This window comes from Pseudomonas sp. Ors-4-3C, from assembly GCF_055755035.1.
Map to the genome: position 1 here is coordinate 4,160,066 of NZ_CM146900.1, position 23,141 is coordinate 4,183,206.

Here is a 23,141-nt window from a genome sequence, read left to right on the forward strand (position 1 = left end):
TCCACTGACGTGTGAAGCGAGAAGGATCCGCAGCCCCATGCTATCGTGCCCGCCCGTCCCCTTATCCATTAGCCCAGCATGCTGCCGACTTCCCGTATCCTGCGTCTGTCGTTGTACACCCTGCTGATCATTGCCGGTGCGGCCATTGCCGCGACCCTTGCCATCCGCCACGCCGAACGTCAGGCGCTGGAAGAGGACGCCGCCCGCGCCAGCCAGCAGTTAACGCTCTACGCCAATGCGCTGCACACCCTGATTGACCGCTATCGCGCCCTGCCCGCCGTGCTCGCGCTGGACCCGCAATTGCGTGGGGCGCTCGGCGGGCCGGTGAGTGCCGAGCAACAGGACGCGCTGAATCTGAAACTGGAGAAGATCAACGGCGCGGCGCAGTCATCGACCCTCGAACTGCTCGATCACACCGGCCTCGCGGTGGCCGCCAGCAACTGGCGCCTGCCCAGCAGCTACGTCGGCCACAACTACGGTTTTCGCCCGTACTTCAGCCAGACCCGCACTCAGGGCAGCGGGCGGTTTTACGCGGTGGGCGTGACCAGCGGCATCCCCGGGTACTTCCTGTCCAGCGCGGTGCTGGGCGACAACAATGAGTTCCTCGGCGCGATGGTGGTCAAGCTGGAGTTCCCGGAACTGGAGCGCGAGTGGAGCCAGGGCAGCGACACGCTGCTGGTCAGCGATGCGCGCGGGATCATCTTCATCGCCAACCAGCCCGGCTGGCGCTATCGCTCGCTGCGGCCGCTGGACAGCCGCGACATGGCTGAGATCAAGCGCACCCGGCAGTACGACAAACAATCGCTGCTGCCGTTGACGCATCTGTCCCTGCGCCACTTCGACGACAACAGCGACCTGCGGCGGGTCGAAGGCCCGGACGGAACGGCGGACTACCTGTGGGAATCGCTGCCGCTGACCACCGAAGGCTGGACCCTGCACTTGCTGCGACGCCCGCAAGTGGCCTTCGAAGATTTGCGCAATGCCGGGCTGGCCGCTGCGGGTGTGTGGCTGGCGCTGGTGTTTCTGCTGCTGTTCCTCAACCAGCGCTGGCGCCTGTCGAAAGTCCGTCAGCGCAATCGCGAAGAACTCGAACAGCTGGTCGAAGAACGCACCCGCGATCTGCGCACCGCACAGGATGGGCTGGTGCAATCGGCCAAGCTTGCCGCGCTGGGGCAGATGTCCGCCGCTCTCGCCCACGAAATCAATCAACCGCTGACCGCGCAACGCATGCAACTGGCGACGCTACGCTTGCTGCTCGAGCACGGCCGCGTCGATGATGCGTACAAGGCGCTCAAACCGGTGGACGACATGCTCACGCGCATGGCGTCGCTCACCGGCCACCTGAAAACCTTCGCCCGCAAGAGCCCCAGCGGCCTGCGCGAACGGCTGGATCTGGCGACCGTGGTTGATCAATCGCTGCAACTGCTCGACGCCCGCCTGCGCGACGAACAGGTCAGTCTGGTGCTGCACCTGACGCGTCCGGCCTGGGTGCGGGGTGACGCGATCCGCCTCGAGCAGGTGCTGATCAACCTGCTGCGCAATGCCCTCGATGTGATGCAGGGCAAACCGTGCAAGCGTCTGGAAATCCGCCTGGAGGCCGACGAGCAACTGTGGCGCCTGAGCGTGATCGACAATGGCGGCGGGATTGCCGAACAGCACTTGAACCAGGTGTTCGACCCGTTCTTCACCACCAAACCGGTGGGTGACGGCCTGGGCCTGGGGCTGGCGGTATCCTTTGCCATCGTGCATGAATCCGGCGGCCGCCTGAGTGCCGAAAATGGCGAGTCCGGCGCCATCTTCACCTTGACCCTGCCGATCGATCTGGAGGCACACATCTGATGCTCAACTCAGTGATGGTGGTCGATGACGAGAGCAGCATTCGCAGCGCCGTCGAGCAATGGCTGAGCCTGTCGGGGTTCGCGGTGCAGCTGTTCAGCCGCGCCGAAGATTGCCTCGCCGCGCTACCGGCGCACTTTCCCGGGGTGATCCTCAGCGACGTGCGCATGCCCGGGCTCAGTGGTCTGCAGTTGCTGGCCGAAGTGCAGAAACGTGATGCCGATCTGCCGGTGATTCTGCTGACCGGTCACGGCGATGTGCCGATGGCGGTCGAAGCCATGCGTGACGGCGCCTACGACTTCCTCGAAAAGCCGTTCAGCCCGGAAACTCTGCTCGGCAGCCTGCGCCGGGCACTCGACAAGCGTCGGCTGGTCCTGGAAAACCGTGCCCTGCACGAGCAGGCCGACCACCGCGCCAGACTCGATGCAACGCTGCTCGGCGTGTCCCGTGGCATGCAGACCTTGCGCCGGCAAGTGCTGGATCTGGCAGCGTTGCCGGTCAACGTATTGATCCGTGGCGAAACCGGCAGCGGCAAGGAACTGATCGCGCGTTGCCTGCATGATTTCGGCCCGCGCGCCGACAAGCCCTTCGTGGCGCTGAACTGCGCGGCGATCCCCGAGCAGTTGTTCGAAGCCGAGCTGTTCGGCCATGAAAGCGGCGCGTTCACCGGGGCCTCCGGCAAGCGCATCGGCAAGCTGGAATACGCCGACGGCGGCACGCTGTTTCTCGATGAGATCGAAAGCATGCCGCTGGCCCAGCAAGTGAAACTGCTGCGGGTGTTGCAGGAGCAGAAGCTGGAGCGGCTGGGGTCGAACCAGAGCATTCGCGTGGACCTGCGGATCGTCGCCGCGACCAAGCCTGATCTGCTGGATGAGGCCCGCGCCGGACGTTTTCGCGAAGACCTGGCGTATCGCCTGAACGTCGCCGAACTGCGTCTGCCGCCGCTGCGCGATCGGCGCGAAGACATTCCGTTGCTGTTCGAATCGTTCGCCTTCAGCGCCGCCCAGCGTCTGGGCCGCACTTTCCCGCCGTTGAGCGGGGCGCAATTGAGTCACCTGCTCAGCCACGACTGGCCAGGCAACGTGCGGGAACTGGCGAATGTTGCCGAGCGGCAGGTACTGGGCCTCGATGAACCGGTGCAGGGCATCGATCCGGGCCAGTCTCTCGCCGCGCAGCAGGAAGCGTTTGAAGCGCAATGCCTGCGCGCGGCGCTGACCCGGCACAAGGGCGATGTGAAAGCGGTGCTGGAAGAGTTGCAACTGCCGCGCCGGACCTTCAATGAAAAGCTGCAGCGGCATGGGTTGAGCCGGGAGATGTTTGTTCCGGGCAGCTGAATTTTGCAGTGTTTGATCGGGCCTCTTCGCGGGCAAGCCCGCTCCCACAGGGTTTTGTGCTGAACACAGAATGTGTGAACACCACCGACCACTGTGGGAGCGGGCTTGCCCGCGAAGAGGCCCGCAAAGGCAACATTTATCCATCCGCCTGAATGAGCAATTTTCCGCTCACCACAATCCAGACATAAGCGGATTTCCGCTCATTAAATCCCGCCACCCCCTCTAAACCGCCCCTCTCCCCGTTGGCACAGCTCCTGCTATAGCCCCGGCAGGCTGCGTTTCTACGCGCTCCACAAAAACAATTAAACGAAGGATCCTTCAATGGATAACTCCAACGCCCTGCCCCTTGGGTCGGCTGCCGCGCCCGTCAAACAAAGAACCACCGCCAGCCGGATCAAATCGATCTTCAGCGGCTCGGTCGGCAACATGGTCGAGTGGTACGACTGGTACGTCTACGCCGCCTTCTCGCTGTACTTCGCCAAGACCTTCTTCCCCGCCGGTTCCACCACCGCGCAACTGATGAACACCGCCGCGATTTTCGCCGTGGGCTTCCTGATGCGTCCGATCGGTGGCTGGCTGATGGGCCTGTACGCCGACAAGGTCGGTCGCAAGAAAGCCTTGATGGCTTCGGTCTACCTGATGTGCTTCGGCTCCTTGCTGATCGCCCTCAGCCCGAACTACGAAACCATCGGCATCGGCGCGCCGATCCTGCTGGTCTTCGCCCGACTGCTGCAAGGCCTGTCGGTCGGCGGCGAATACGGCACCTCGGCCACCTACCTGTCGGAGATGGCGACCAAGGAACGTCGCGGTTTCTTCTCCAGCTTCCAGTACGTGACCCTGATCTCCGGCCAGCTCATCGCGCTGGGCGTGCTGATCGTGCTGCAGAACATGCTGACCACCGAACAGCTGTACGCGTGGGGCTGGCGTATTCCGTTCGCCATCGGCGCACTGTGCGCGATCGTTGCGCTGTACCTGCGTCGCGGCATGGAAGAAACCGAGTCGTTCACCAAGAAAGAGAAGTCCAAGGAAAGCGCGATGCGCACCTTGATGCGTCACCCGAAAGAACTGCTGACCGTGGTCGGCCTGACCATGGGCGGTACGCTGGCGTTCTACACCTACACCACCTACATGCAGAAATACCTGGTGAACACCGTCGGCATGAGCATCTCCGACTCGACCACCATTTCCGCCGCCACGCTGTTCCTGTTCATGTGCCTGCAACCGATCATTGGTGGCCTGTCGGACAAGATCGGTCGTCGTCCGATCCTGATCGCCTTCGGCGTGCTGGGGACGATCTTCACCGTGCCGATCCTGATGACCCTGCACACCATCCAGACCTGGTGGGGCGCGTTCTTCCTGATCATGGCGGCACTGATCATCGTCAGCGGCTATACCTCGATCAACGCCGTGGTGAAAGCCGAACTGTTCCCGACCGAAATCCGCGCGCTGGGCGTCGGCCTGCCGTATGCACTGACCGTGTCGATCTTCGGCGGTACCGCTGAATACATCGCGCTGTGGTTCAAGAGCATCGGCATGGAGACCGGTTACTACTGGTACGTGACCGCTTGTATCGCGGTGTCGCTGCTGGTGTACATCACCATGAAAGACACGCAGAAACACTCGCGGATCGTGACTGACTGATCGGGGTTTCACAGCCACTGCAACGGTGGCTGTAGGGGCCCCTTCGCGAGCAAGCCCGCTCCCACACTGGAATGCACTCCTCTGTGGGAGCGGGCTTGCTCGCGAGGGGCGCACCCTGGTTCCAGATCAATCAGGACAACTCGGCAGCACCCGCTTGCCAATCGCAAGTATGAAAAATCCCTCACCTTCGGTTAACAACGATTAATCGCTGATTAATGCTGCCCCCTCATTCTGCAATCACCTGATCGATGACCTGCGCGACGCTCGCTCCGACGACGAAAGCGATTTCAACGCGCCGCCCTTAATATCAAGTTAATCGATTGTTTTTAGCATTAATTTGCGCTTTTCAATCAACTTAGTTGGCGTAGCATTAAACCCATGCAAGACACATCCGCCAACGAATCTGGAGTAAAGAACATGAAAACCAAACTGATCCTCGCCCTGACCCTGTCCGTACTGGCCGCCAACACCTTCGCTGCCGATGGCTCGGACAAAACCAAATCCTCCGACTTTATTACCGGCGGTTCCGCAGTCATCGAAACCAGCCACTCGGGCACTTACGCCGCAGATGGTTTTGATAAAACCAACATCGGCAAAACCGTGGCCGCCGATGGTTTCGACAAGACCGGTACTGCTGCAGCCATCAGCTAAGTATGAGCAGTTCTTCCACAGCCCGGCTTCGGCCGGGCTTAGTCATTTCTGAAACATCACATATTCTCAAATCACCCAAATCCCCTGTAGGAGCTGCCGAAGGCTGCGATCTTTTGATCTTGATCTTAAAAAACAAAATCAAAGATCGCAGCCTTCGGCAGCTCCTACAGGGGGATCAGCGTTTGACTGGAAATACGCGGAGCGTCCTTGCACTATGGCCGCATCCGAAACGCAGCCTCAGGAATTCATTCACCATGTCCGATGACATCCACTACTACGAACCCGCCAATGGCCACGGCCTGCCCCACGATCCGTTCAACGCCATCGTCGGCCCGCGCCCCATCGGCTGGATTTCTTCGCAGGATGCCCACGGCCAGCTGAATCTGGCGCCCTACAGCTTCTTCAACGCCTTCAACTACATTCCGCCGATCATTGGTTTTTCCAGCGTCGGGCGCAAAGACAGCCTGAACAACATCGAGCAGACCGGTGAATTCGCCTGGAACCTCGCCACCCGGCCGCTGGCCGAGCAGATGAACCAGAGCTGCGCGATGGTCGCGCCTGAGGTCAACGAGTTTGAATTGGCCGGGCTGACGCCGGTGGCGTCGAAGGTGATTGCGGTGCCACGGGTAGCCGAAAGCCCGGTGTCCTTCGAATGCAAGGTCACACAGATCATTCAGTTGCAGCGTGCCGATGGCGAAACCGTGCCGAGCTGGCTGATTCTCGGCGAAGTGGTCGCCGTGCATATCGCCAAATGGCTGTTGAAGGACGGGATCTACGACACCGCCGCGGCAGAACCGATTCTGCGCGGCGGCGGGCCGGCGGACTATTTCCAGTTGGGGCCTGAAGCCCTGTTCAAGATGTGGCGCCCGGGTGCGGGCAAGTAAGCGCAGTTACCAGATCAGCTCGGCGTCATCGGTGACACCCTTGAGGCGGTCCAGCTCCTGGGTCGCCGCGTCATCGGCAGCGATGGCGCCGGGAAACACCTGATCACCCAGCAGTTTGTGGAAGCGTGGTGCACCGCCATCGACCAGGGCCTTGACCGCGATTGCCGCGTGATAACCCTTGTTGCCGCCCAACTCGACGGGGACGACTGCGGAGACTGCTTCGAAGTGTTCAAACTCTTTACGTGCCATGGCACACATCCTGGCTCAGACGAATAAGCCGGACATTAAACCCTCAACCGGCGAGTTTGTGTATCGGTGCCGGACATTGTCCGAGCGCCTGCGCCGCCGACACCTCTTTGAAGGTGTGGAAATCCAGGCTGTTGACCACCAGGTCCTGGACCAACTCGGCAAAGATCTGCATCGACGGGCTGTTGAAATACGCGGTCATCGCCTGTTGATGGCTCCAGAAACCGGAGACCAGCCACAGCTCCGGATCGCATTGCGAATGCTGCAGGGCAAAGCTCAGGCAACCGGGGGCGGCGCGCGACGGTTCGATCAAGGCACTGAGGCGCACACCCAGTTCAGCGGAGCGTCCGGCGCGCGCTCGAACGAAGGCCATATGACTGACGGGAATCTGCTTGGACATGTTCAACCCTCCCAGGGAGTCGCGTGGCAGCCGGGGGACGGGCTGCGACAGGATCCAAGATTAAGGGCCGGTCGCAGGGTGCCGTTAGTCGATTCCTGCCGCTGCGTTGCACAATCCTGCGAGACTGCACAAATGTCCGGCAACCACCACTAAAACCCTGTCACACCCCTGTCATACGCGTTTTGTGTAGGAGCTGCCGCAGGCTGCGATCTTTTGACTTTCGCTTTTAAAATCAAAAGATCGCAGCCTGCGGCAGCTCCTACAGGGGTATTCGCCGCAAGGGGTAAGGTGGCGGTCGCGGGCTGATGGCCGACGCGCAAAACCAGCCCATGCAGAATCAGGCAAGCATTTGACAGGATGTGTCTACCGCTCGCGCTTGCACAAACTTATGCTCTGCCCCATTCCAGATCCCTTGCCGAGGATGCCGTGCATGACGTCATTCGATCGTTTCCAAGCCCCGCCCGATGCCGACATGGAAAAACAGCGCGCAGAACTCGCGGCGATCATCCGTCGCAACACCACCGACGATGGCAGTTACGCGACCGCCATCGGCTCGCTGTTCATGTCGCGCCACACCCAATCCCACGACTTCGCCCCGGTACTCGCGCAACCGGCGCTGTGCATCATGGCTCAGGGTCGTAAAGAGGTGCGGCTGGCGGATGAGTACTTCAATTACGATCCGCTGAATTACCTGGTGGTCTCGGTCTCGATGCCGCTCAGCGGACGGGTGGTGAATGTCTCGCCGGAGGAGCCGATCCTCGCTGTGCGCCTGGACATCGACCCGGCGGAAATCACCGCACTGATCGCCGACGCCGGCCCGATGGGTGTGCCGACCCGGCCCACGGGACGCGGTCTGTATGTCGAGCAGATCGACAGCGCGATGCTCGACGCGGTGCTGCGGCTGGCGCGCCTGCTCGACGCGCCGAAAGACATCGCCATGCTCGCGCCACTGATTCGCCGGGAAATTCTCTATCGCCTGCTGCGCAGTCCGCAGGGTCATCGCTTGTATGAAATCGCGATTGCCAATAGCCAGAGCCACCGCATCAGCCAGGCGATCAAATGGCTCAACGGCAACTTCGAGCAGCCGCTGCGCATCGATGATCTGGCGAAGGAAGTGAACCTCAGCGTCTCGACCCTGCATCACCGTTTCAAGGCAATGACGGCGATGAGTCCGTTGCAGTACCAGAAGCAACTGCGCCTGCAAGAGGCGCGACGCCTGATGCTGGCCGAAGGGCTGGAAGCGTCGGCGGCGGGGTATCGGGTGGGGTATGAAAGTCCGTCGCAGTTCAGCCGCGAGTACAGCCGCTTGTTTGGCGCGCCGCCGTTGCGGGATCTGGCGCGGTTGCGGCAGTCGGTCTGATCCGGAATCTGCTCTGCTGCGGCTGACGCTTTCGCGAGCAAGCCCGCTCCCACAGTGGACTAGTGTTGATCACACATCCAATGTGGGAGCGAGCTTGCTCGCGAAGAGGCCGGAATGCTCAGCAAAAAATCCGGATCAGATCGCCAAGACCCGACACGCCGTTCAGAGCGCCCGGATCACGTGCTTGATTTCCTGAAAAGCGGCCAGGCCCCACGGCCCCAATTCACGGCCGATGCTGCTCTGCTTGTAGCCGCCCCACGCCGTCTGCGGGAAGATCACCTGCGGCGCATTGATCCACACCAGCCCGGCCTGCAACGCGTTCGCCACCCGATCTGCCGCAGCCGCATCGCGAGTCACCACACTGGCGACCAGCCCGAACTGGCTGTCGTTGGCCAAGGCAATCGCCTCGGCTTCGCAGCTGAAACTGCGCACGCAGAGCACCGGGCCAAAGATCTCTTCACACCACAACGCACTGTCGAGGGGCACTTCGGTGAACACCGTCGGCTGCAGGAAATACCCGCGTGGCAGATCCGCCGGACGATTGCCGCCGCAGATCAATTTCGCCCCGGCGCTCAAGCCGCGATCGATGTGGCCGAGCACGCGCTGGTACTGCGCTTGGTTGACCAGCGCGCCCATCTCCACTTCAGGATCGAACGGATCGGCCACGCGGACTTTTTCCGCGCGGGCCTGCAAACGGATTAGGAATTCGTCGGCCAGCTCATCGGCGACCAACACCCGACTGGTGGCCGAGCACATCTGCCCGGCGTTGAAGAATCCGCCGCCACAGGCCAGCTCCACCGCCAGTTCCAGATCGGCATCGGCCAGCACCAGCAGCGAAGATTTGCCCCCCAGTTCCAGGCTCACGCCCTTCACGGTTTCGGCGGCGCGTTGCATCACTTGCACGCCGACCGCGTTGCTGCCGGTGAAGGAGATCTTGGCGATGCGCGGATCCGCCGACAGCGGCGCACCGACCGCCAGACCGGTGCCGCACACCAGGTTGAACACGCCTTGGGGCAGACCGGATTCGGCGATGATCGCCGCCAGTTCCAGCTCCGGCAGCGGCGTGACTTCCGACGGTTTCAGCACTACGCAGCAACCGGCGGCCAGCGCCGGCGCGAGTTTCCACGCGGTGGTGACCATCGGGAAATTCCACGGCACGATCAGCCCGACCACACCACACGGCTCACGCCGCAGACGCGCACTGAAGTCGTCGCTGGGCAGCGCCACGTTGTTGTCCTGGTGCGCATCGAGACCTTCGGCGAGTTCGGCGTAATACTCGAACGTGGCGATCACATCATCGACGTCGATGGACGCTTCGAACTGCGGTTTGCCGTTATTGCTCGACTGCAGCTGCATCAGGTGATCGCGACCGTTGCGCACGCCATTAGCGATGTTGCGCAGGATCGCGCCGCGCTCGGCACCGCTGGTTTTCGACCAGCTCTTGAACGCTTCAGTGGCTGCGCTGACGGCCAGATCAACCGCGCGTTCATCGCCGCCATTGACCGTGGTCAGCAGCGCTTCGGTGGCCGGGTTGATCACCCGCAGATGCTCGCGACCGGCGGACCATTGGCCGTTGATGTACAGGCCATCGAGTGTGGTTGGGAAATTGATCATTTGGCCACCGCCTGCATCCATTGAGTCTGGTCGATTTCAATCAGGGTCGGGCCCTGACGATCAGTGGCGGCACGCAGCGCACCACGCAGCTGTTCAACCGAGCTGATCGCTTCGGCGGCGCAGCCCAGGGCCTTGGCGACGCCGATGAAATCCGGGGTGTAGATATCGACGCCAACTGGCTCGATGGCACGGTTGACCATGTACTTCTTGATCTCTTCGTAGCCCTGGTTATTCCACAACAGGACGATCACCGGCGTGCGCGCTTCAACCGCACTGGCCAGTTCCGGCAGGGTGAACTGCAAGCCGCCATCGCCGATCAGGCACACCACTGGCGGGCGCGCGCCGCCCTTGATGCGGCCGCCGAGCCATGCGCCGATCGCCGCCGGCAAGGCGTAACCGAGGGTGCCGTAACCGGTCGACGAATTGAACCAGCGGCGCGGGTGATCCGGGTTGAACGTGAGGTTGCCGGTGTACACCGGTTGCGTGGAATCGCCGACGAACACCGCATCCGGCAGTTCATCAAGCACAGTGTCGAGAAAGAGGGTCTGGGCCAGGGTCGGCGCATCCCAGCTTGCGGCCAGTTCAGTGCGCAGTTGTGCGGCGCGAACCTGACCCCAATCGCTGCTGCGTTCGGCGAGTTTTTGCTGTGCCAGCGCACTGAGCAGCGCTTGCGCGGCGTTGCGCGAATCGGCGACCAACGCCACGTGCGGCGGATAGTTGCGCACGGTCTGATCGGCGTCGATGTCGATGCGCAGCAACTTGCCGGGGATCTCGAAACCACCGGCGAAGGTGACGTCGTAATCGGTCTCCGCCAGCTCGGTGCCGATCGCCAGCACCACGTCGGCATCGGCCACCAGTGCACGGGTCGCGACCAGCGTTTGCGTCGAGCCGATCAGCAGCGGGTGGTTCGACGGCAACATGCCTTTGGCGTTGATGGTCAGTGCTACGGGGGCATCGAGGCGCTCGGCCAGTCGGGTCAGCTCGGGTGCGGCGTCGATGGCACCGCCGCCAGCGAGAATCAGCGGACGCCTGGCGTTGGCCAGCAGTTCAGTCATGCGGCTGACGGCACTCGGTGCTGCACCGGCACGATCGATGTTCACCGGAACACTGCCGAGCAATTCATCGGCCTCTTCGACCAGCACGTCCAGCGGAATCTCGATGTGCACCGGACGCGGACGCCCGGCCTGAAACAGTGCGAAAGCACGGGCCAGCACGCCGGGCAATTCCGCCGCCGACATCAGGGTGTGAGAGAACGCAGCGACACCGCCGACCAGCGCGCTCTGGTTCGGCAACTCGTGAAGCTTGCCACGACCGCCGCCCAACTGGCTGCGGGTCTGCACGCTGGAGATCACCAGCATCGGGATCGAGTCGGCGTAGGCCTGGCCCATCGCGGTGGTGATGTTGGTCATGCCCGGGCCGGTGATGATGAAGCACACACCCGGTTTGCCGCTGGTGCGCGCGTAGCCGTCGGCCATGAAACCGGCACCCTGTTCATGCCGTGGAGTGACGTGGTTGATGCGCGAACGGGCCAGCCCGCGATACAGCTCAACGGTGTGCACCCCGGGAATGCCGAACACCTGCTCGACCCCGTAACCTTCGAGTAACTTGACCAGTACTTCGCCACACGTCGCCATGCCGATTGCCCTTCTTGTTGTTCAATACGCCGTGCCAGTGTGGGAGCGAGCTTGCTCGCGAAAGCGGTGTATCAGCCACATTGATGCTGAATAGAAAACCGTATTCGCGAGCAAGCTCGCTCCCACATCGATCCGGGTGGAATGGGCTCATTGAACGGGCGGCGAGTAGCGGCAACAATCGATTAAAAGTCATACTAGCCATGTCCTCACGTCATACCTCGGATCCCCATGAAACGACTGCCTCCCCTGCCCGCCCTGCACACGTTTCTGATCACCGCGCAGTGCTGCAACTTCACCCGGGCGGCCGAGCAGTTGCACATCACCCAGGGCGCGGTGAGCCGGCAGATCGCCGGGCTGGAGGATCATCTCGGTTATGAGTTGTTCATTCGCCTGGCCCGAGGCCTTGAGCTGACCGCTGAAGGACGTGAGTGGCTGCCACGGGTGGAGAAGATCTTTGGCCTGATCAGCGAAGCGACCGAGCAGATCGGTCTCAAGCGGCAAACCCTGCAACTCAAGGCGCCGAGCTGCGTGATGCGCTGGCTGGTGCCGCGCCTGCTGCAGTGGCAAAAGGAACGCCCGGATGTGCCGGTCAAACTGACCACCACACTGGCCCACGGCGTGGACTTTCAGCGTGAGCCATTCGATGCCGCGGTGATCTACGGCACGCCACCGGACAATTCGTCGACCGCCCTGCATCTGTTCGATGAACAACTGACGCCAGTCTGTTCGCCAGCGCTATTGAAGGGCCCACCGGCGCTGAGCGAACCGGCCGATCTGCAACAGCATCTGCTGCTGCATCCCACCCACGATATCCAGGACTGGACCGTATGGCTGACAGCCGCCGGGTTGCAATTGAGCAATGTCGACACGGGGCAGCATTTCGAGACGCTGGATCAGGCGATGTCGATGGCCTCCCACGGGACGGGTGTGGCGATTGGCGACTGGTCGCTGATCGGCGATGACCTGCGCGCCGGGCGGCTGGTGATGCCGTTTGAGTTGAAGGTGAAGACGGGGTTGGGGTACTACGTGGTGATGCCGCAGGGTGGGGAAGCATCGCCGCAGTTGGAGGAGTTGATGATCTGGCTGGTGGAACAGGCGCATACCCGCTGAAACAAACTAATACCCCTGTGGGAGCGGGCTTGCTCGCGAAGGCGGAGTGTCAGTCACTTCAAATGTCGCTGACACACCGCCTTCGCGAGCAAGCCCGCTCCCACATTTGTTCCGCGTCGTTGCTTAGTAGCCGACCGTAAACCGCTGACGCGAATGCTTCGGCGTTTCCACTTCGTCGATCAGCGCGATCGCGTAATCGGCGAAGGTGATCCAGCTACGACCTTCGGCACTCACCAGCAAGTGATCCTTGCCGACGCGGAAGGTGCCGGTGCGCTCACCTTCGACAAACTCTGCCGATGGCGAGAGGAAGGTCCAGTCCAGATCCTGCTCCTGACGCAAGGCATCGAGAAACGCTGCGCCCGCACTGGCCTCGGTTTTGTATTCGGCGGGGAAACCCGCGCTGTCGATCACTCGGGTGTCGTCCGGCAGCAACAGCGAACCGGCCCCCCCGACCACCAGCAGACGCTTCACGCCCGCCTGCTTCACCGGGCCGACCACGGCACTGGCCGGTACGGTGGCGAAATGCGCGGCGCTGATCACCACGTCGTGACCGGCGACGGCGGCTTGCAGCGCCGCCGAATCCAGCACATCGACATTCTTGCTGACCACACCGGCACGGTTACCGATCTTCGAGGTATCGCGGGCGATGGCGGTGACGCTATGGCCGCGACGCAGGGCTTCTTCCAGCAGTTGGCTACCGGCACGGCCGGTGGCACCAATGATTGCGATCTTGCTCATGACATTCTCCAGTTGGCTTGAGAGTTTCAACGACGGCATAAATCTAATCTTGAAGCGGTATTCCCTGTGGTGAGGGAGCTTGCTCCCGCTGGAGGGCGAAGCACTCCCCGCCCGTTTCAGATACAACGCATTGGCAGGTTTTACGCCTGCTGCGCAGGCGGGCGGGAGCAAGCTCCCTCGCCACAAAAGTCCTCTCGACCTCTGTTTCAGATCAATCGGGTTACCACTTCATCTCGCCCTTGGCGACTTTGGCGCTCAGCTCCAGCGAGCTTTCTTCGCCGAGTTTCGGGTAGCGTTTTTGCATGGCCTTGATCAGTGCGGCGGAATCCTTGGCCTTGGCGGTTTCTTCGTCGAAAGCCTTAATGTAGTCGGCGGTGAATTTCACGCTGGACAGCGAGCGGCTGCTCTCGCCCAGATAGTGACCCGGCACCACGGTTTTCGGCTTCAGGGTTTCGATCGAGTGCAGGGTTTGCAGCCAGTCGGCGTGGGATTGCGCGGTCTGGGTGTCGGCCATCCACACATGAATGTTCTCGGCGACCACGACGCCACCGACCACAGCCTTGAGCGACGGAATCCACACGAAGCTGCGATCCGGTTGTTTGCCTTCAAGTCCCACCACCTGCAACTTCTGCCCTTCGAGCATCAGGCTGTCGCCCTTGAGCACGCCCGGCACGATGGTTTTGGCCGGCACATCAGCGCCCATTTTCGGGCCCCAGAAGGCGAGTTTGCCGTCGACGGTCTCTTTGATGTGATCGACGGTCGGCTGCGAGGCCAGCACGGTGGCGTCGGGGAAAGCCTGAGTCAGGGTGTAGAGGCCGAAGTAGTAATCCGGGTCACCGTGGCTGATGTAGATGGTGGTCAAGTGCTTGCCGCTGGCGCGAATCTTTTCCACCACCTGCTCGGCCTGGGCCTTGCCGAATTGCGCGTCGACCAGGATCGCGTCTTTCTCGCCGCTGACCAGCACCGAAGTCACCGGAAAAATCGCGTTGGTGCCCGGGTTGTAGACATCCAGGGTCAGGTTGGCGGCAGCGGCGTGGGCCGCGAAACCGAGGGTGGCGGTGGCCAGCAAAACGCGCTTGAGGGTAGTGAAGCCGATCATCTGTTGCTCCGTGGTCCGAATGCCGTGGTTGGCGATGGGACAGAGCTTAGTTGCCTGACTCGGTACAAAAAATGCGATGCTTGGACATAGTTTGTTTCTGAAAGCGGGCAAATCATGGATCGTCTTCAAGCAATGCGGGTGTTTGTCACGGTGGTGGATCTGGGCAGTCAGTCGGCGGCCGCCGATCATCTGGACCTGTCACGGCCGGTGGTGTCGCGTTATCTGGCGGAGCTGGAAGACTGGGTCGGCGCGCGTCTGATGCACCGCACCACGCGCAAGTTGAGCCTGACCGCCGCCGGCAGTGAAATCCTGCCGCGCTGTCGGCAGATGCTCGAACTTTCGACGGATATGCAGGCAGCAGTCAGTGAACCGCACGATGCACCGCGAGGATTGCTGCGTATCAGCGTCAGCACCTCGTTCGGCCAGGCGCAACTGGCCGATGCGATGGCGGCGTACGTCAAGCGTTACCCCGGGGTCAGCATCGATCTGCAGATGCTCGACCGCACGGTGAATCTGGTGGATGAGCGCATCGACCTGGCGATCCGCACCAGCAATGACCTGGACCCGAACCTGATCGCCCGACGCCTGACCGTGTGCCGCTCGGTGGTCTGCGCCGCACCGGCTTATTTGCGCGACAATCCGCCGCCGCAGCGGGTCGAGGACCTGAGCCGACACAATTGCCTCACGCACTCGTATTTCGGCAAAAGCCTGTGGCATTTCGAGGAGGACGGCGAACCGGTGTCGGTGCCGGTACAGGGCAACATCAGCGCCAATGAGGCCAGCACCCTGTTGCGCGCGACGCTGGCCGGCGCGGGGGTGGCGATGCTGCCGACCTATCAGGCCGGGGTTCACGTGCATGCCGGTGAACTGGTGCGTTTGCTGCCCGATGCCGAGCCACGGCAGATGAACATCTACGCGGTGTATGCGTCACGCAAACACATGCCGGCGGCGCTGCGCAGCATGCTGGATTTTCTCGTCGAACGATTCCCGGAAAATCCAAAATGGGATATTGGCCTGTAAATCCGGTATTCCTGTGGGAGCGGGCTTGCTCGCGAATGCGTCGTGTCAGTCGAGGGCAATCCAGACTGACACACCGCCTTCGCGAGCAAGCCCGCTCCCACAGGTGTCATCCGTGTGCTGAAGGTATGTCACCTACGCGGGAGCCGTGGCTGGCAACTCTGTACCGCTGACCTATGCTGAAAGTAATACCGCAGGGTATGCGTTCAGAGGTCAACGCCATGAACATCAGAACAAGAAGGTACTTCGCGATTTTCATCACCTGCGCCGCCACGCTGGCGCTGTACGGCACCGCGGCCTGGCGGGTCGAGCAACTGCGACAACTGCCCCGCGAGTTCGCGAGTTGCAATTTCGAGCGCTGCATTCCGCATAACGCGACGCTTAATGCGTTGCGCTGATTGACCTGAGTTGCAGTGCGATCCTGTGGGAGGGGGCTTGCTCCCGAATGCGGTGTGTCATTCAGCATTGATGCAAACTGATAGACCGCTTTCGGGAGCAAGCCCCCTCCCACAGGAGACCGCAGCGTCTACAAGATCACTGCTCGGCCTTCAGCCGGTCGCGGAAGGCCTTTGGTGATATCCCCACCCGGCGCCGGAACAGGCGCGTGAAGTTGGTCGGATCGGAAAACCCCAACAACTCCGACATCTCGTAAATGGTCATGCTGGTGTAGGTCAGCAAACGTTTGGCTTCCAGCAACTGGCGTTCGTGCATGATCTGCAGCGCCGGCTGCCCTGCCAGTTCCCGGCAGGTGCCGTTGAGGTGCGACACCGATATCCCCAGGCGATGGGCGAGGTCTTCGACCTTCACATGCTGGCGGTAAGTCTCCTCCACCAATTGAATAAACCCGTTGAGGTATTCGCGCTGGCGTTGCGGTCGCTGGCTGGCGTTATGGCGCACGATCGCCTGTCGGCTGACCCAGACCATGATCACGCTCACCAGCGAATGCATGAGCATTTCCCGCGCTGGCTGATGGCCGTTGTACTCGGCCTGCAACGCTGAAAACAGACTGTTCAGGTACTCCGCATCCTTGCCCGCCGGATAGTGCTCGGCCTGGGCCAGTGCGTGCACCGAATTGCCCAGTTGCGCCTGCAAGTGATTGATCAACGGATTGGCGAGGGTGACGACGAATCCTTCGACGTCCTCGGAAAAGCGGAAGCCATGCACCGACAACGGTGGCAGGACTTGAATGGCGGGTTCGTTGAGCTGCGTGCGTTGACCTTCGATTTCAAGCTCTGCCTGACCTTTGAAGACGAAGAGCAACTGGCACAAATCGGCGTGGCGGTGGGGTTTGATTTCCCATTGATGTTCGCGGCTGCGTTTGGAAATGGTTTCACAGTGCAGCAAGTCAGGGGTCGGCCAGTCCAGGCTTTCACCGTAGAGCTTGAACACCGGAATCGAAGGCAGGTCAGGCTTGTTCATCACTTCAATCCAGGCCTCGAGGTTGCGGGCGATAATCGCACCGATTGGCAGAATGTACAGGTATCGGCTCAGTTTTCACCTTCAATTGACAGACCCGCAAGGGAAAAATGCAAGCACTCGATCCATAAAAATCATTCACCGGCTCCCGTCGCGTGAAGCTTGCGAGTCATAAAAACAATGAAAACGCTGAAAACCCAAGTCGCCATCATCGGCGCCGGTCCGTCCGGATTGCTCCTCGGTCAGTTGTTGCACAACGCTGGAATCGACACCCTGATTGTCGAACGCCAGACACCCGATTATGTGCTCGGACGAATTCGCGCCGGGGTGCTTGAACAAGGCATGGTAGAGCTGTTGCGTCAGGCCGGCGTGGGTGCGCGCATGGATGCCGAAGGGTTGGTGCACACCGGCTTCGATCTGGCATTGGATGGACGTCTGGCACACATCGATCTGCAGGGTTTGACCGGCGGAAAAACCGTGATGGTTTACGGCCAGACCGAAGTCACTCGCGACCTGATGGCCGCTCGTCGGGAGGCCGGGGCGCTGTCGTTTTATGAAGTGAGCGATGTCGTTCCTCACGGCATGAAAAGCGACGAGGCCTTTGTCACTTTCGAAAAGGACGGTGAAACCTGGCGCGTCGACTGCGATTACATCGCCGGTTGCGATGGTTTTCACGGCGTGGCCCGGCAGTCGATTCCCGAAGACTGCCTGAAGGTTTTCGAGCGGGTCTATCCGTTCGGCTGGCTGGGGATTCTCGCCGACACGCCGCCGGTGCACGATGAGCTGGTGTACGCCCGTCACGAACGCGGCTTCGCCCTGTGCAGCATGCGCTCGGCCACCCGCACCCGTTACTACCTGCAAGTGCCGGCCGAGGAAAATGTCGCCGCCTGGTCCGATCAGCGCTTTTGGGATGAACTCAAAAGCCGCTTGCCCACGGCGCTTGCCGAAAAACTGGTGACCGGCCCGTCGATTGAAAAAAGCATCGCCCCGCTGCGCAGTTTTGTCGTCGAGCCGATGCAGTACGGGCGGATGTTTCTGCTTGGCGATGCCGCGCATATCGTCCCGCCCACTGGCGCCAAGGGCCTGAATCTGGCGGCCAGTGACGTCAGCACTTTGTTCAATATCCTGCTGAAGGTTTACCGCGAAGGACGCACGGACTTGTTGGAGAAATACTCGGAAATCTGCCTGCGCCGGGTATGGAAAGCCGAACGGTTTTCCTGGTGGATGACCTCGATGCTGCATCGCTTCGACGAACACGATGATTTCAGTCAGCGCATCAGCGCCTCGGAACTGGACTACTTTGTCAGTTCAGAGGCGGGTCGAAAAACCATTGCAGAAAATTACGTCGGACTTCCTTATGAGGCTATCGAATAGCTTCCTACCGACTTACACTGGCGAGCATTCCCGCTCGCCTGACGATCCGCGGGACTCTCACTGCCCGCAGGTTTCGCCCGTGACCAATCTTCACCAGCCTGAAACACCCAAACCGGCCATTCGCAGCGTGCTGGTCGCGCTGATGCTGGCGATCTTTCTCGGCGCGCTGGATCAGACCATCGTCGCCGTCTCGATGCCCGCCATCTCCGCACAATTCAAGGATGTCAGCCTGCTGGCCTGGGTAATTTCCGGGTACATGGTGGCGATGACTGTGGCTGTGCCGATCTACGGCAAGCTCGGCGACCTGTACGGGCGGCGCAAACTGATGCTGTTCGGCATGGGCCTGTTCACCCTCGCCTCGCTGTTCTGCGGCATGGCGCAAAGCATGGAACAACTGGTACTGGCGCGGATTCTTCAGGGCATCGGCGCCGGCGGGATGATTTCGGTGAGTCAGGCGATCATCGGCGACATCGTCCCGCCCCGCGAACGCGGGCGTTATCAGGGTTACTTCAGCAGCATGTACGCGGTCGCCAGCGTCGCCGGGCCGGTGCTCGGCGGCTACATGACCGAATACCTGTCGTGGCGCTGGGTGTTCCTGATCAACCTGCCGCTGGGGCTTGGCGCCTGGTGGGTTGCCAATCGCAACCTGCGCGGGCTGCCGATTCCGCAACGCAAGCCGATCATCGACTACCTCGGCACGCTGCTGATGATCATCGGTTTGACCGCCCTGCTGCTGGGCATCACTCAGGTCGGTCAGGGCCATTCGTGGCGCAGCAGCGAAGTGCTCGGCTTGTTTGCCTGTGCAGTGCTGGTACTGGCGGTGTTCGTCTGGCATGAACGCCGGGCGCGGGAGCCGCTGCTGCCGATGCACCTGTTCACCAACCGCAATGCGTTGCTGTGCTGGTGCACGATTTTCTTCACCAGTTTCCAGGCGATCTCGCTGATCGTGCTGATGCCGCTGCGCTTCCAGAGCGTCACCGGCGCCGGGGCCGATGCGGCGGCGTTGCACTTGCTGCCGCTGGCGATGGGGCTGCCGATTGGCGCTTATTTCGCCGGACGCCGCACCTCGGTCACCGGTCGTTACAAACCACAGATTCTGACTGGCGCGCTGCTGATGCCGATCTCGATTCTCGGCATGGCGTTCAGCCCACCGGACGCGACGCTGGTCAGCAGCCTGTTCATGCTGCTCAGCGGGATTGCCGGCGGCATGCAGTTCCCGACCTCACTGGTCGGCACGCAGAACTCGGTGGATCAGCGCGACATCGGCGTCGCCACCAGCACCACCAACCTGTTCCGCTCGCTGGGCGGCGCGGTGGGTGTGGCGTTGATGTCGGCGCTGTTGCTGGCCTTTTTGCAGGACTCGAGTTTTGCCCATCTGGCGAGCAACGCGCTGATCAGCGAGGGGCATTCGGGTAATGTGCTGCTCGACGGTTTGAACGCCGCCCCGGGTGATGCACAGAACGCCCTGCGCGCCGAGCTTTCGGTGACGTTCCGGCATTTGCTGTGGGTGAGTACGGCGGTATCGCTGCTGGGTCTGGCGGCGGCAATTGCGATGCCGAACAAGTTGCTGCGCGGGCGGGAGCACGGCGCCAAATAGGCACAGATGCCATGAAACCTGTGGGAGCGAGCCTGCTCGCGAAAGCGGTGTGTCATTCAACTGTGATGTCAGCTGACACTATGCCTTCGCGAGCAGGCTCGCTCCCACAGGGGGGCAAAGGTATTTTCAGGGGCTGTAGTAACCCACCGCCACCAGAAAATGCCCGACCTTCTTCAGGTAGGCATGCTTGTCCTCGACCTTGCCGGTCACCGGGTTTTTCCAGCGGTATTCGTATTCGCCGTCATCCTGCTTGGCGATCAGCGCCAGAATCGGCTCGCCCACCGGTTTGCCTTCCGGGTCGTTGATCTTGCTGAAATCGGTATTGATCAGGCGCAGGTTAGTGCCGTGGGCAACGTAGCGTTGAGTGTTCAAATCAACGACGAACACATACAAGTCATCCTGCAGATAACCGCCCTTGAGCGAGTTGATGGCCGTCAGGGTGCCCTTCTCGTTTTTCCCCAGATCGGTTGCAGCCTTGTCGAGGAGTGCCTTGGCCTGCTCGGCTGAAGCACGCGGCAGGTAATAACCGACCGCCAGAATGCGCTGACCGATGCGCTGGTAATACACATGTTTGCGCTCGACCTTGCCGTCCGCCCAGTTCTGCCAGCGGTATTCGGCCTGTTGAATGCCGTTGCCTTCCGGCACCAGCAAGGCGTCCTTGAAGGCTTTCTGCAAATCCGGCGCAAGCACCTCGCTGACGTCACGGCCGATCAAGGCTGAGGATGGGCCACCACTGGCGAGCATCACGCCTTTGGTATCGACCACGAACACGTAGCGATCCTTGTCGACGAACTCGCCCTGACGGCTGAACGCGGCGAAGGCCTTGTCGCCATTGTCGTGGTAATAGGCCAGGGCCTTTTCCAGCAGCGCAATGGCGGCCTTGCTGTCATCCTTTTGCGCGGTGGCAGCGTTGACCTGCGCTACCCCCACCAAAAGCATCACACCGAGCCACGCCACTTTATGCAAAAAACCCATAACGCATCCCTCGTTCTTGTTGGTGTTTCAAGAGCGTAGACGGCTTGGGGTAGGAAGGCGGTCGAAGATGAATCCAGAAGTTGCGGTATCCCCTGTGGCGAGGGAGCTTGCTCCCGCTCGGCTGCGAAGCAGTCGCAAAACCTGCAAATGCGCTCTACCTGAACGAAAGCAGGGGAGCGCTTCGCACTCCAGCGGGAGCAAGCTCCCTCGCCACAAAGGTTCCTGACTCCGGCCCTATGGCCGGGCATTGATCTGCTGCTGCAGGTTCTGGATCTGCGCCTGCAGGGTGTTGATGTTGCGGGTCATCTGGCCGCGGAATGCGTCGAACTCGGCGGTATTGCCGCCACCCTGCGCAGCGGCCGGGCGGTTGTCCTGTTCACTCTTGAGGACGATGATTTCCTGCTCCAGACGCTCGATCGCCGCGCTCGGGTTGCCTTGCTTCTTCAGCGCGGCAATGTCGGCACTCAGGCTCTTGAGCTGCGCATCGAACTTGCCGGTGTCGACCGGGGCGCTTTTCAGGGTTGCCAGTTCCGCACTCAGGGCTTTGACCTGAGCCTGCAACTGGGTATTGGCGTTCTGTTGTTCGGTGGTCTGCGCGGTCATCTGCGCCAGACGCTTGTCCAGATCGCTGGTCTGACCGACCACGCCTTGCTGCTGTTTACTTTGATCCAGCAACTGGGTTTCCAGCTGTTTGATCTGCTGCTTCAAGGCTTCGCTGTCGCTGTTGACGTTGCTCTGGCTGGCGACGACCTTGCCGGAAATATCCTGCAGGCGCCCCGCCGCTTCCTCGCTGATGCGCGCAAAGCTTTCCTGGGTGGCCACCAGTTGCTGCTCCATCAGCGAAATCTGCTGGAAGCTCCACCAGGCCAGACCGATGAAAGCAAAGAACAGCGCGCCAACCAGCGCCCACAACGGCCCGGTGCTCGCGGCCTTGACCTTGACTACCGGCGGCGTGCGCGAATGCACGGAAGTGCGGGCGGTCGGCGGAATGTCATCGTCGTCAAAGGTGTCGGCCCGCAGGCTCGGTACATCGTCGAAATCGTCGTTGGCATCGTTACGCATGGACATTGAGGCAACCTTTGTGGAACGCGGTGATGGCTGAATGCTGCGAAGTATAACCGCCGCAGCCGCAGGGATTGACCCTCAAGCGGCAGTGCGGTTCATTGCCGGCCGGGCGACTTGTATCAACGGATATCCTGAGCTTTCCACCAGCCACAGAACTCGTCGAGGGCCGACCACAGGCTGACTTTCGGATCGTAGTCCAGATAATGCCGGGCGCGACTGATGTCGAGGGTGAAATTTTTCTTCATGACCTGCATGCCCAGCCGCGACAGGGTCGGCTCCGGGCGTCCCGGCCAGAGTTTGCACACGCCTTCGTTGAGCGCCGCGACACTGTAGGCCAGACCGTACGAGCGGTATTTGGTGACCTGCGGCACTTCCATTTTGCGCATCACATAATTGACCACATCCCACAACGGCACCGGCGCGCCATTGCTGATGTTGTAGGCCTTACCCAACGCGGAACCGGCCGCCAGCAGACTGCTGAGCAGCGCTTCGTTGAGGTTCTGCACGCTGGTGAAGTCGACCTTGTTCAGGCCATCGCCGATGATCGCCAGACGCCCCTTGCGCTGCATGTTCAGCAGGCGCGGGAAGATGCTCATATCGCCGGCACCGGTGACGAAACGCGGGCGCAGGGCGATGGTTTCGAGGCCGAACTCCTGGGCGCCGAAGACCTTTTGCTCGGCCAGGTATTTGGTCGCCGCGTAGTGATGCTTGAAGCGCTTGGGCACTTGCTCTTCGGTCAGGCCGAGGTGATCGCGGCCATCGAAGTAGATCGACGGCGACGACAGATGCACCAGCCGCCGCACGCGCTGCTTGAGGCAGGCTTCGACGACGTTTTCGGTAACCTGCACGTTGCCCTGATGAAAGTCCTGATAACGCCCCCACAAGCCGACGGCACCGGCACAGTGCACCACGGCTTCGACGTCGGCGCAGAGTTCGCGCACCAGATCCGCATCGGTGAGATCGCCCGGGACAAACTCGGCGCCACGGCGCACCAGATGCTCGACGCTCTCGGCCCGGCGACCGTTGACCCGCACGTCCAGGCCCTGCTCCAGGGCGAAACGCGCAAAGCGTCCGCCAATGAAGCCGCTTGCGCCGGTGACCAGAATTTTCATGTAACGCTCCGATGTCTTTCGTTTACCTGATACGTCTG

General features: G+C 61.4%; 21 protein-coding genes. 11 read left to right on the plus strand and 10 right to left on the minus strand.

Annotated elements, in window-relative coordinates; translation table 11 throughout:
• The first annotated feature begins 78 nt into the window (after positions 1 to 78).
• The 5 genes from ACVHNU_RS18720 (at position 79) to ACVHNU_RS18740 (ending at position 6,346) form a co-directional block, all read left to right on the plus strand.
• Positions 79 to 1,839: an ATP-binding protein gene (locus tag ACVHNU_RS18720; protein WP_473018048.1), complete on the plus strand. Its 1,761-nt coding sequence runs from the start codon at positions 79 to 81 to the stop codon at positions 1,837 to 1,839.
• Complete coding sequence (locus ACVHNU_RS18725) at positions 1,839 to 3,170, plus strand: sigma-54-dependent transcriptional regulator (protein WP_139054299.1); 1,332 nt, start codon at positions 1,839 to 1,841, stop codon at positions 3,168 to 3,170. Before ACVHNU_RS18720 ends, ACVHNU_RS18725 begins: the two co-directional genes overlap by 1 nt.
• Positions 3,171 to 3,491: 321 nt before the next feature.
• Positions 3,492 to 4,811, plus strand: a complete 1,320-nt coding sequence (locus ACVHNU_RS18730; protein ID WP_201136723.1) for an MFS transporter — start codon at positions 3,492 to 3,494, stop codon at positions 4,809 to 4,811.
• Between the two features lie 417 nt (positions 4,812 to 5,228).
• Positions 5,229 to 5,462 (plus strand): hypothetical protein, encoded by a 234-nt coding sequence (locus ACVHNU_RS18735; protein ID WP_003227625.1) that lies wholly within the window; start codon positions 5,229 to 5,231, stop codon positions 5,460 to 5,462.
• A gap of 254 nt (positions 5,463 to 5,716) precedes the next feature.
• A complete protein-coding gene (locus tag ACVHNU_RS18740) occupies positions 5,717 to 6,346 on the plus strand; it encodes a flavin reductase family protein (RefSeq protein WP_003227627.1) in 630 nt (209 codons plus the stop codon).
• A 6-nt stretch (positions 6,347 to 6,352) separates the two neighbouring features.
• Here ACVHNU_RS18740 and ACVHNU_RS18745 read toward each other — a convergent pair whose 3' ends face one another.
• Both ACVHNU_RS18745 and ACVHNU_RS18750 read right to left on the minus strand, forming a co-directional pair.
• A complete protein-coding gene (locus ACVHNU_RS18745; protein WP_103486312.1) occupies positions 6,353 to 6,595 on the minus strand; it encodes a hypothetical protein in 243 nt (80 codons plus the stop codon).
• A 43-nt stretch (positions 6,596 to 6,638) separates the two neighbouring features.
• On the minus strand, positions 6,639 to 6,992 hold the full coding sequence (locus ACVHNU_RS18750; RefSeq protein ID WP_003227631.1) for an antibiotic biosynthesis monooxygenase family protein: 354 nt from the start codon (positions 6,990 to 6,992) through the stop codon (positions 6,639 to 6,641).
• Between the two features lie 430 nt (positions 6,993 to 7,422).
• On the opposite strand from ACVHNU_RS18750, the gene ACVHNU_RS18755 reads away from it, so the two are divergent.
• Positions 7,423 to 8,352, plus strand: a complete 930-nt coding sequence (locus ACVHNU_RS18755; protein ID WP_003227633.1) for an AraC family transcriptional regulator — start codon at positions 7,423 to 7,425, stop codon at positions 8,350 to 8,352.
• A 162-nt stretch (positions 8,353 to 8,514) separates the two neighbouring features.
• On the opposite strand, the gene ACVHNU_RS18760 is transcribed toward ACVHNU_RS18755, so the two are convergent.
• On the minus strand, positions 8,515 to 9,963 hold the full coding sequence (locus tag ACVHNU_RS18760; protein WP_473020086.1) for an aldehyde dehydrogenase family protein: 1,449 nt from the start codon (positions 9,961 to 9,963) through the stop codon (positions 8,515 to 8,517).
• The gene (locus ACVHNU_RS18765; protein WP_103486314.1) at positions 9,963 to 11,600 is read right to left on the minus strand and encodes a 5-guanidino-2-oxopentanoate decarboxylase; all 1,638 of its coding nucleotides are present in this window, start codon (positions 11,598 to 11,600) and stop codon (positions 9,963 to 9,965) included. The genes ACVHNU_RS18760 and ACVHNU_RS18765 overlap by 1 nt, the downstream gene beginning before the upstream one ends.
• 228 nt (positions 11,601 to 11,828) lie before the next feature.
• Here ACVHNU_RS18765 and ACVHNU_RS18770 point away from each other — a divergent pair, with 228 nt between their 5' ends.
• A complete protein-coding gene (locus tag ACVHNU_RS18770) occupies positions 11,829 to 12,710 on the plus strand; it encodes a LysR substrate-binding domain-containing protein (protein ID WP_103486315.1) in 882 nt (293 codons plus the stop codon).
• Between the two features lie 123 nt (positions 12,711 to 12,833).
• Here ACVHNU_RS18770 and ACVHNU_RS18775 read toward each other — a convergent pair whose 3' ends face one another.
• Positions 12,834 to 13,448, minus strand: a complete 615-nt coding sequence (locus tag ACVHNU_RS18775; RefSeq protein WP_003227638.1) for an NAD(P)-dependent oxidoreductase — start codon at positions 13,446 to 13,448, stop codon at positions 12,834 to 12,836.
• Between the two features lie 220 nt (positions 13,449 to 13,668).
• Positions 13,669 to 14,547: an MBL fold metallo-hydrolase gene (locus ACVHNU_RS18780; RefSeq protein WP_473018051.1), complete on the minus strand. Its 879-nt coding sequence runs from the start codon at positions 14,545 to 14,547 to the stop codon at positions 13,669 to 13,671.
• Positions 14,548 to 14,661: 114 nt separating this feature from the next.
• On the opposite strand from ACVHNU_RS18780, the gene ACVHNU_RS18785 reads away from it, so the two are divergent.
• Positions 14,662 to 15,567 (plus strand): LysR family transcriptional regulator, encoded by a 906-nt coding sequence (locus ACVHNU_RS18785; RefSeq protein ID WP_207199012.1) that lies wholly within the window; start codon positions 14,662 to 14,664, stop codon positions 15,565 to 15,567.
• A gap of 218 nt (positions 15,568 to 15,785) precedes the next feature.
• Entirely contained in the window at positions 15,786 to 15,962 is a 177-nt protein-coding gene (locus ACVHNU_RS18790; protein ID WP_003227641.1) for a hypothetical protein, read from the plus strand.
• Positions 15,963 to 16,098: 136 nt separating this feature from the next.
• Here ACVHNU_RS18790 and ACVHNU_RS18795 read toward each other — a convergent pair whose 3' ends face one another.
• Positions 16,099 to 16,983 carry a helix-turn-helix domain-containing protein gene (locus ACVHNU_RS18795; protein ID WP_103486318.1) on the minus strand — a complete coding sequence of 295 codons (885 nt, stop codon included), beginning with the start codon at positions 16,981 to 16,983 and terminating at the stop codon, positions 16,099 to 16,101.
• 177 nt (positions 16,984 to 17,160) lie between these two features.
• Here ACVHNU_RS18795 and pobA point away from each other — a divergent pair, with 177 nt between their 5' ends.
• The gene (gene pobA / locus ACVHNU_RS18800) at positions 17,161 to 18,354 is read left to right on the plus strand and encodes a 4-hydroxybenzoate 3-monooxygenase (RefSeq protein ID WP_473018052.1); all 1,194 of its coding nucleotides are present in this window, start codon (positions 17,161 to 17,163) and stop codon (positions 18,352 to 18,354) included.
• Between the two features lie 79 nt (positions 18,355 to 18,433).
• Positions 18,434 to 19,951 carry an MDR family MFS transporter gene (locus ACVHNU_RS18805; RefSeq protein ID WP_226499496.1) on the plus strand — a complete coding sequence of 506 codons (1,518 nt, stop codon included), beginning with the start codon at positions 18,434 to 18,436 and terminating at the stop codon, positions 19,949 to 19,951.
• Positions 19,952 to 20,077: 126 nt separating this feature from the next.
• On the opposite strand, the gene ACVHNU_RS18810 is transcribed toward ACVHNU_RS18805, so the two are convergent.
• From ACVHNU_RS18810 to ACVHNU_RS18820, 3 genes are all read right to left on the minus strand, one after another.
• Entirely contained in the window at positions 20,078 to 20,926 is an 849-nt protein-coding gene (locus tag ACVHNU_RS18810; RefSeq protein WP_473018053.1) for a cache domain-containing protein, read from the minus strand.
• 234 nt (positions 20,927 to 21,160) lie between these two features.
• Entirely contained in the window at positions 21,161 to 21,994 is an 834-nt protein-coding gene (locus tag ACVHNU_RS18815) for a hypothetical protein (protein ID WP_003227652.1), read from the minus strand.
• Between the two features lie 116 nt (positions 21,995 to 22,110).
• The gene (locus tag ACVHNU_RS18820) at positions 22,111 to 23,103 is read right to left on the minus strand and encodes an NAD-dependent epimerase/dehydratase family protein (protein WP_047296149.1); all 993 of its coding nucleotides are present in this window, start codon (positions 23,101 to 23,103) and stop codon (positions 22,111 to 22,113) included.
• Positions 23,104 to 23,141: the final 38 nt, after the last annotated feature.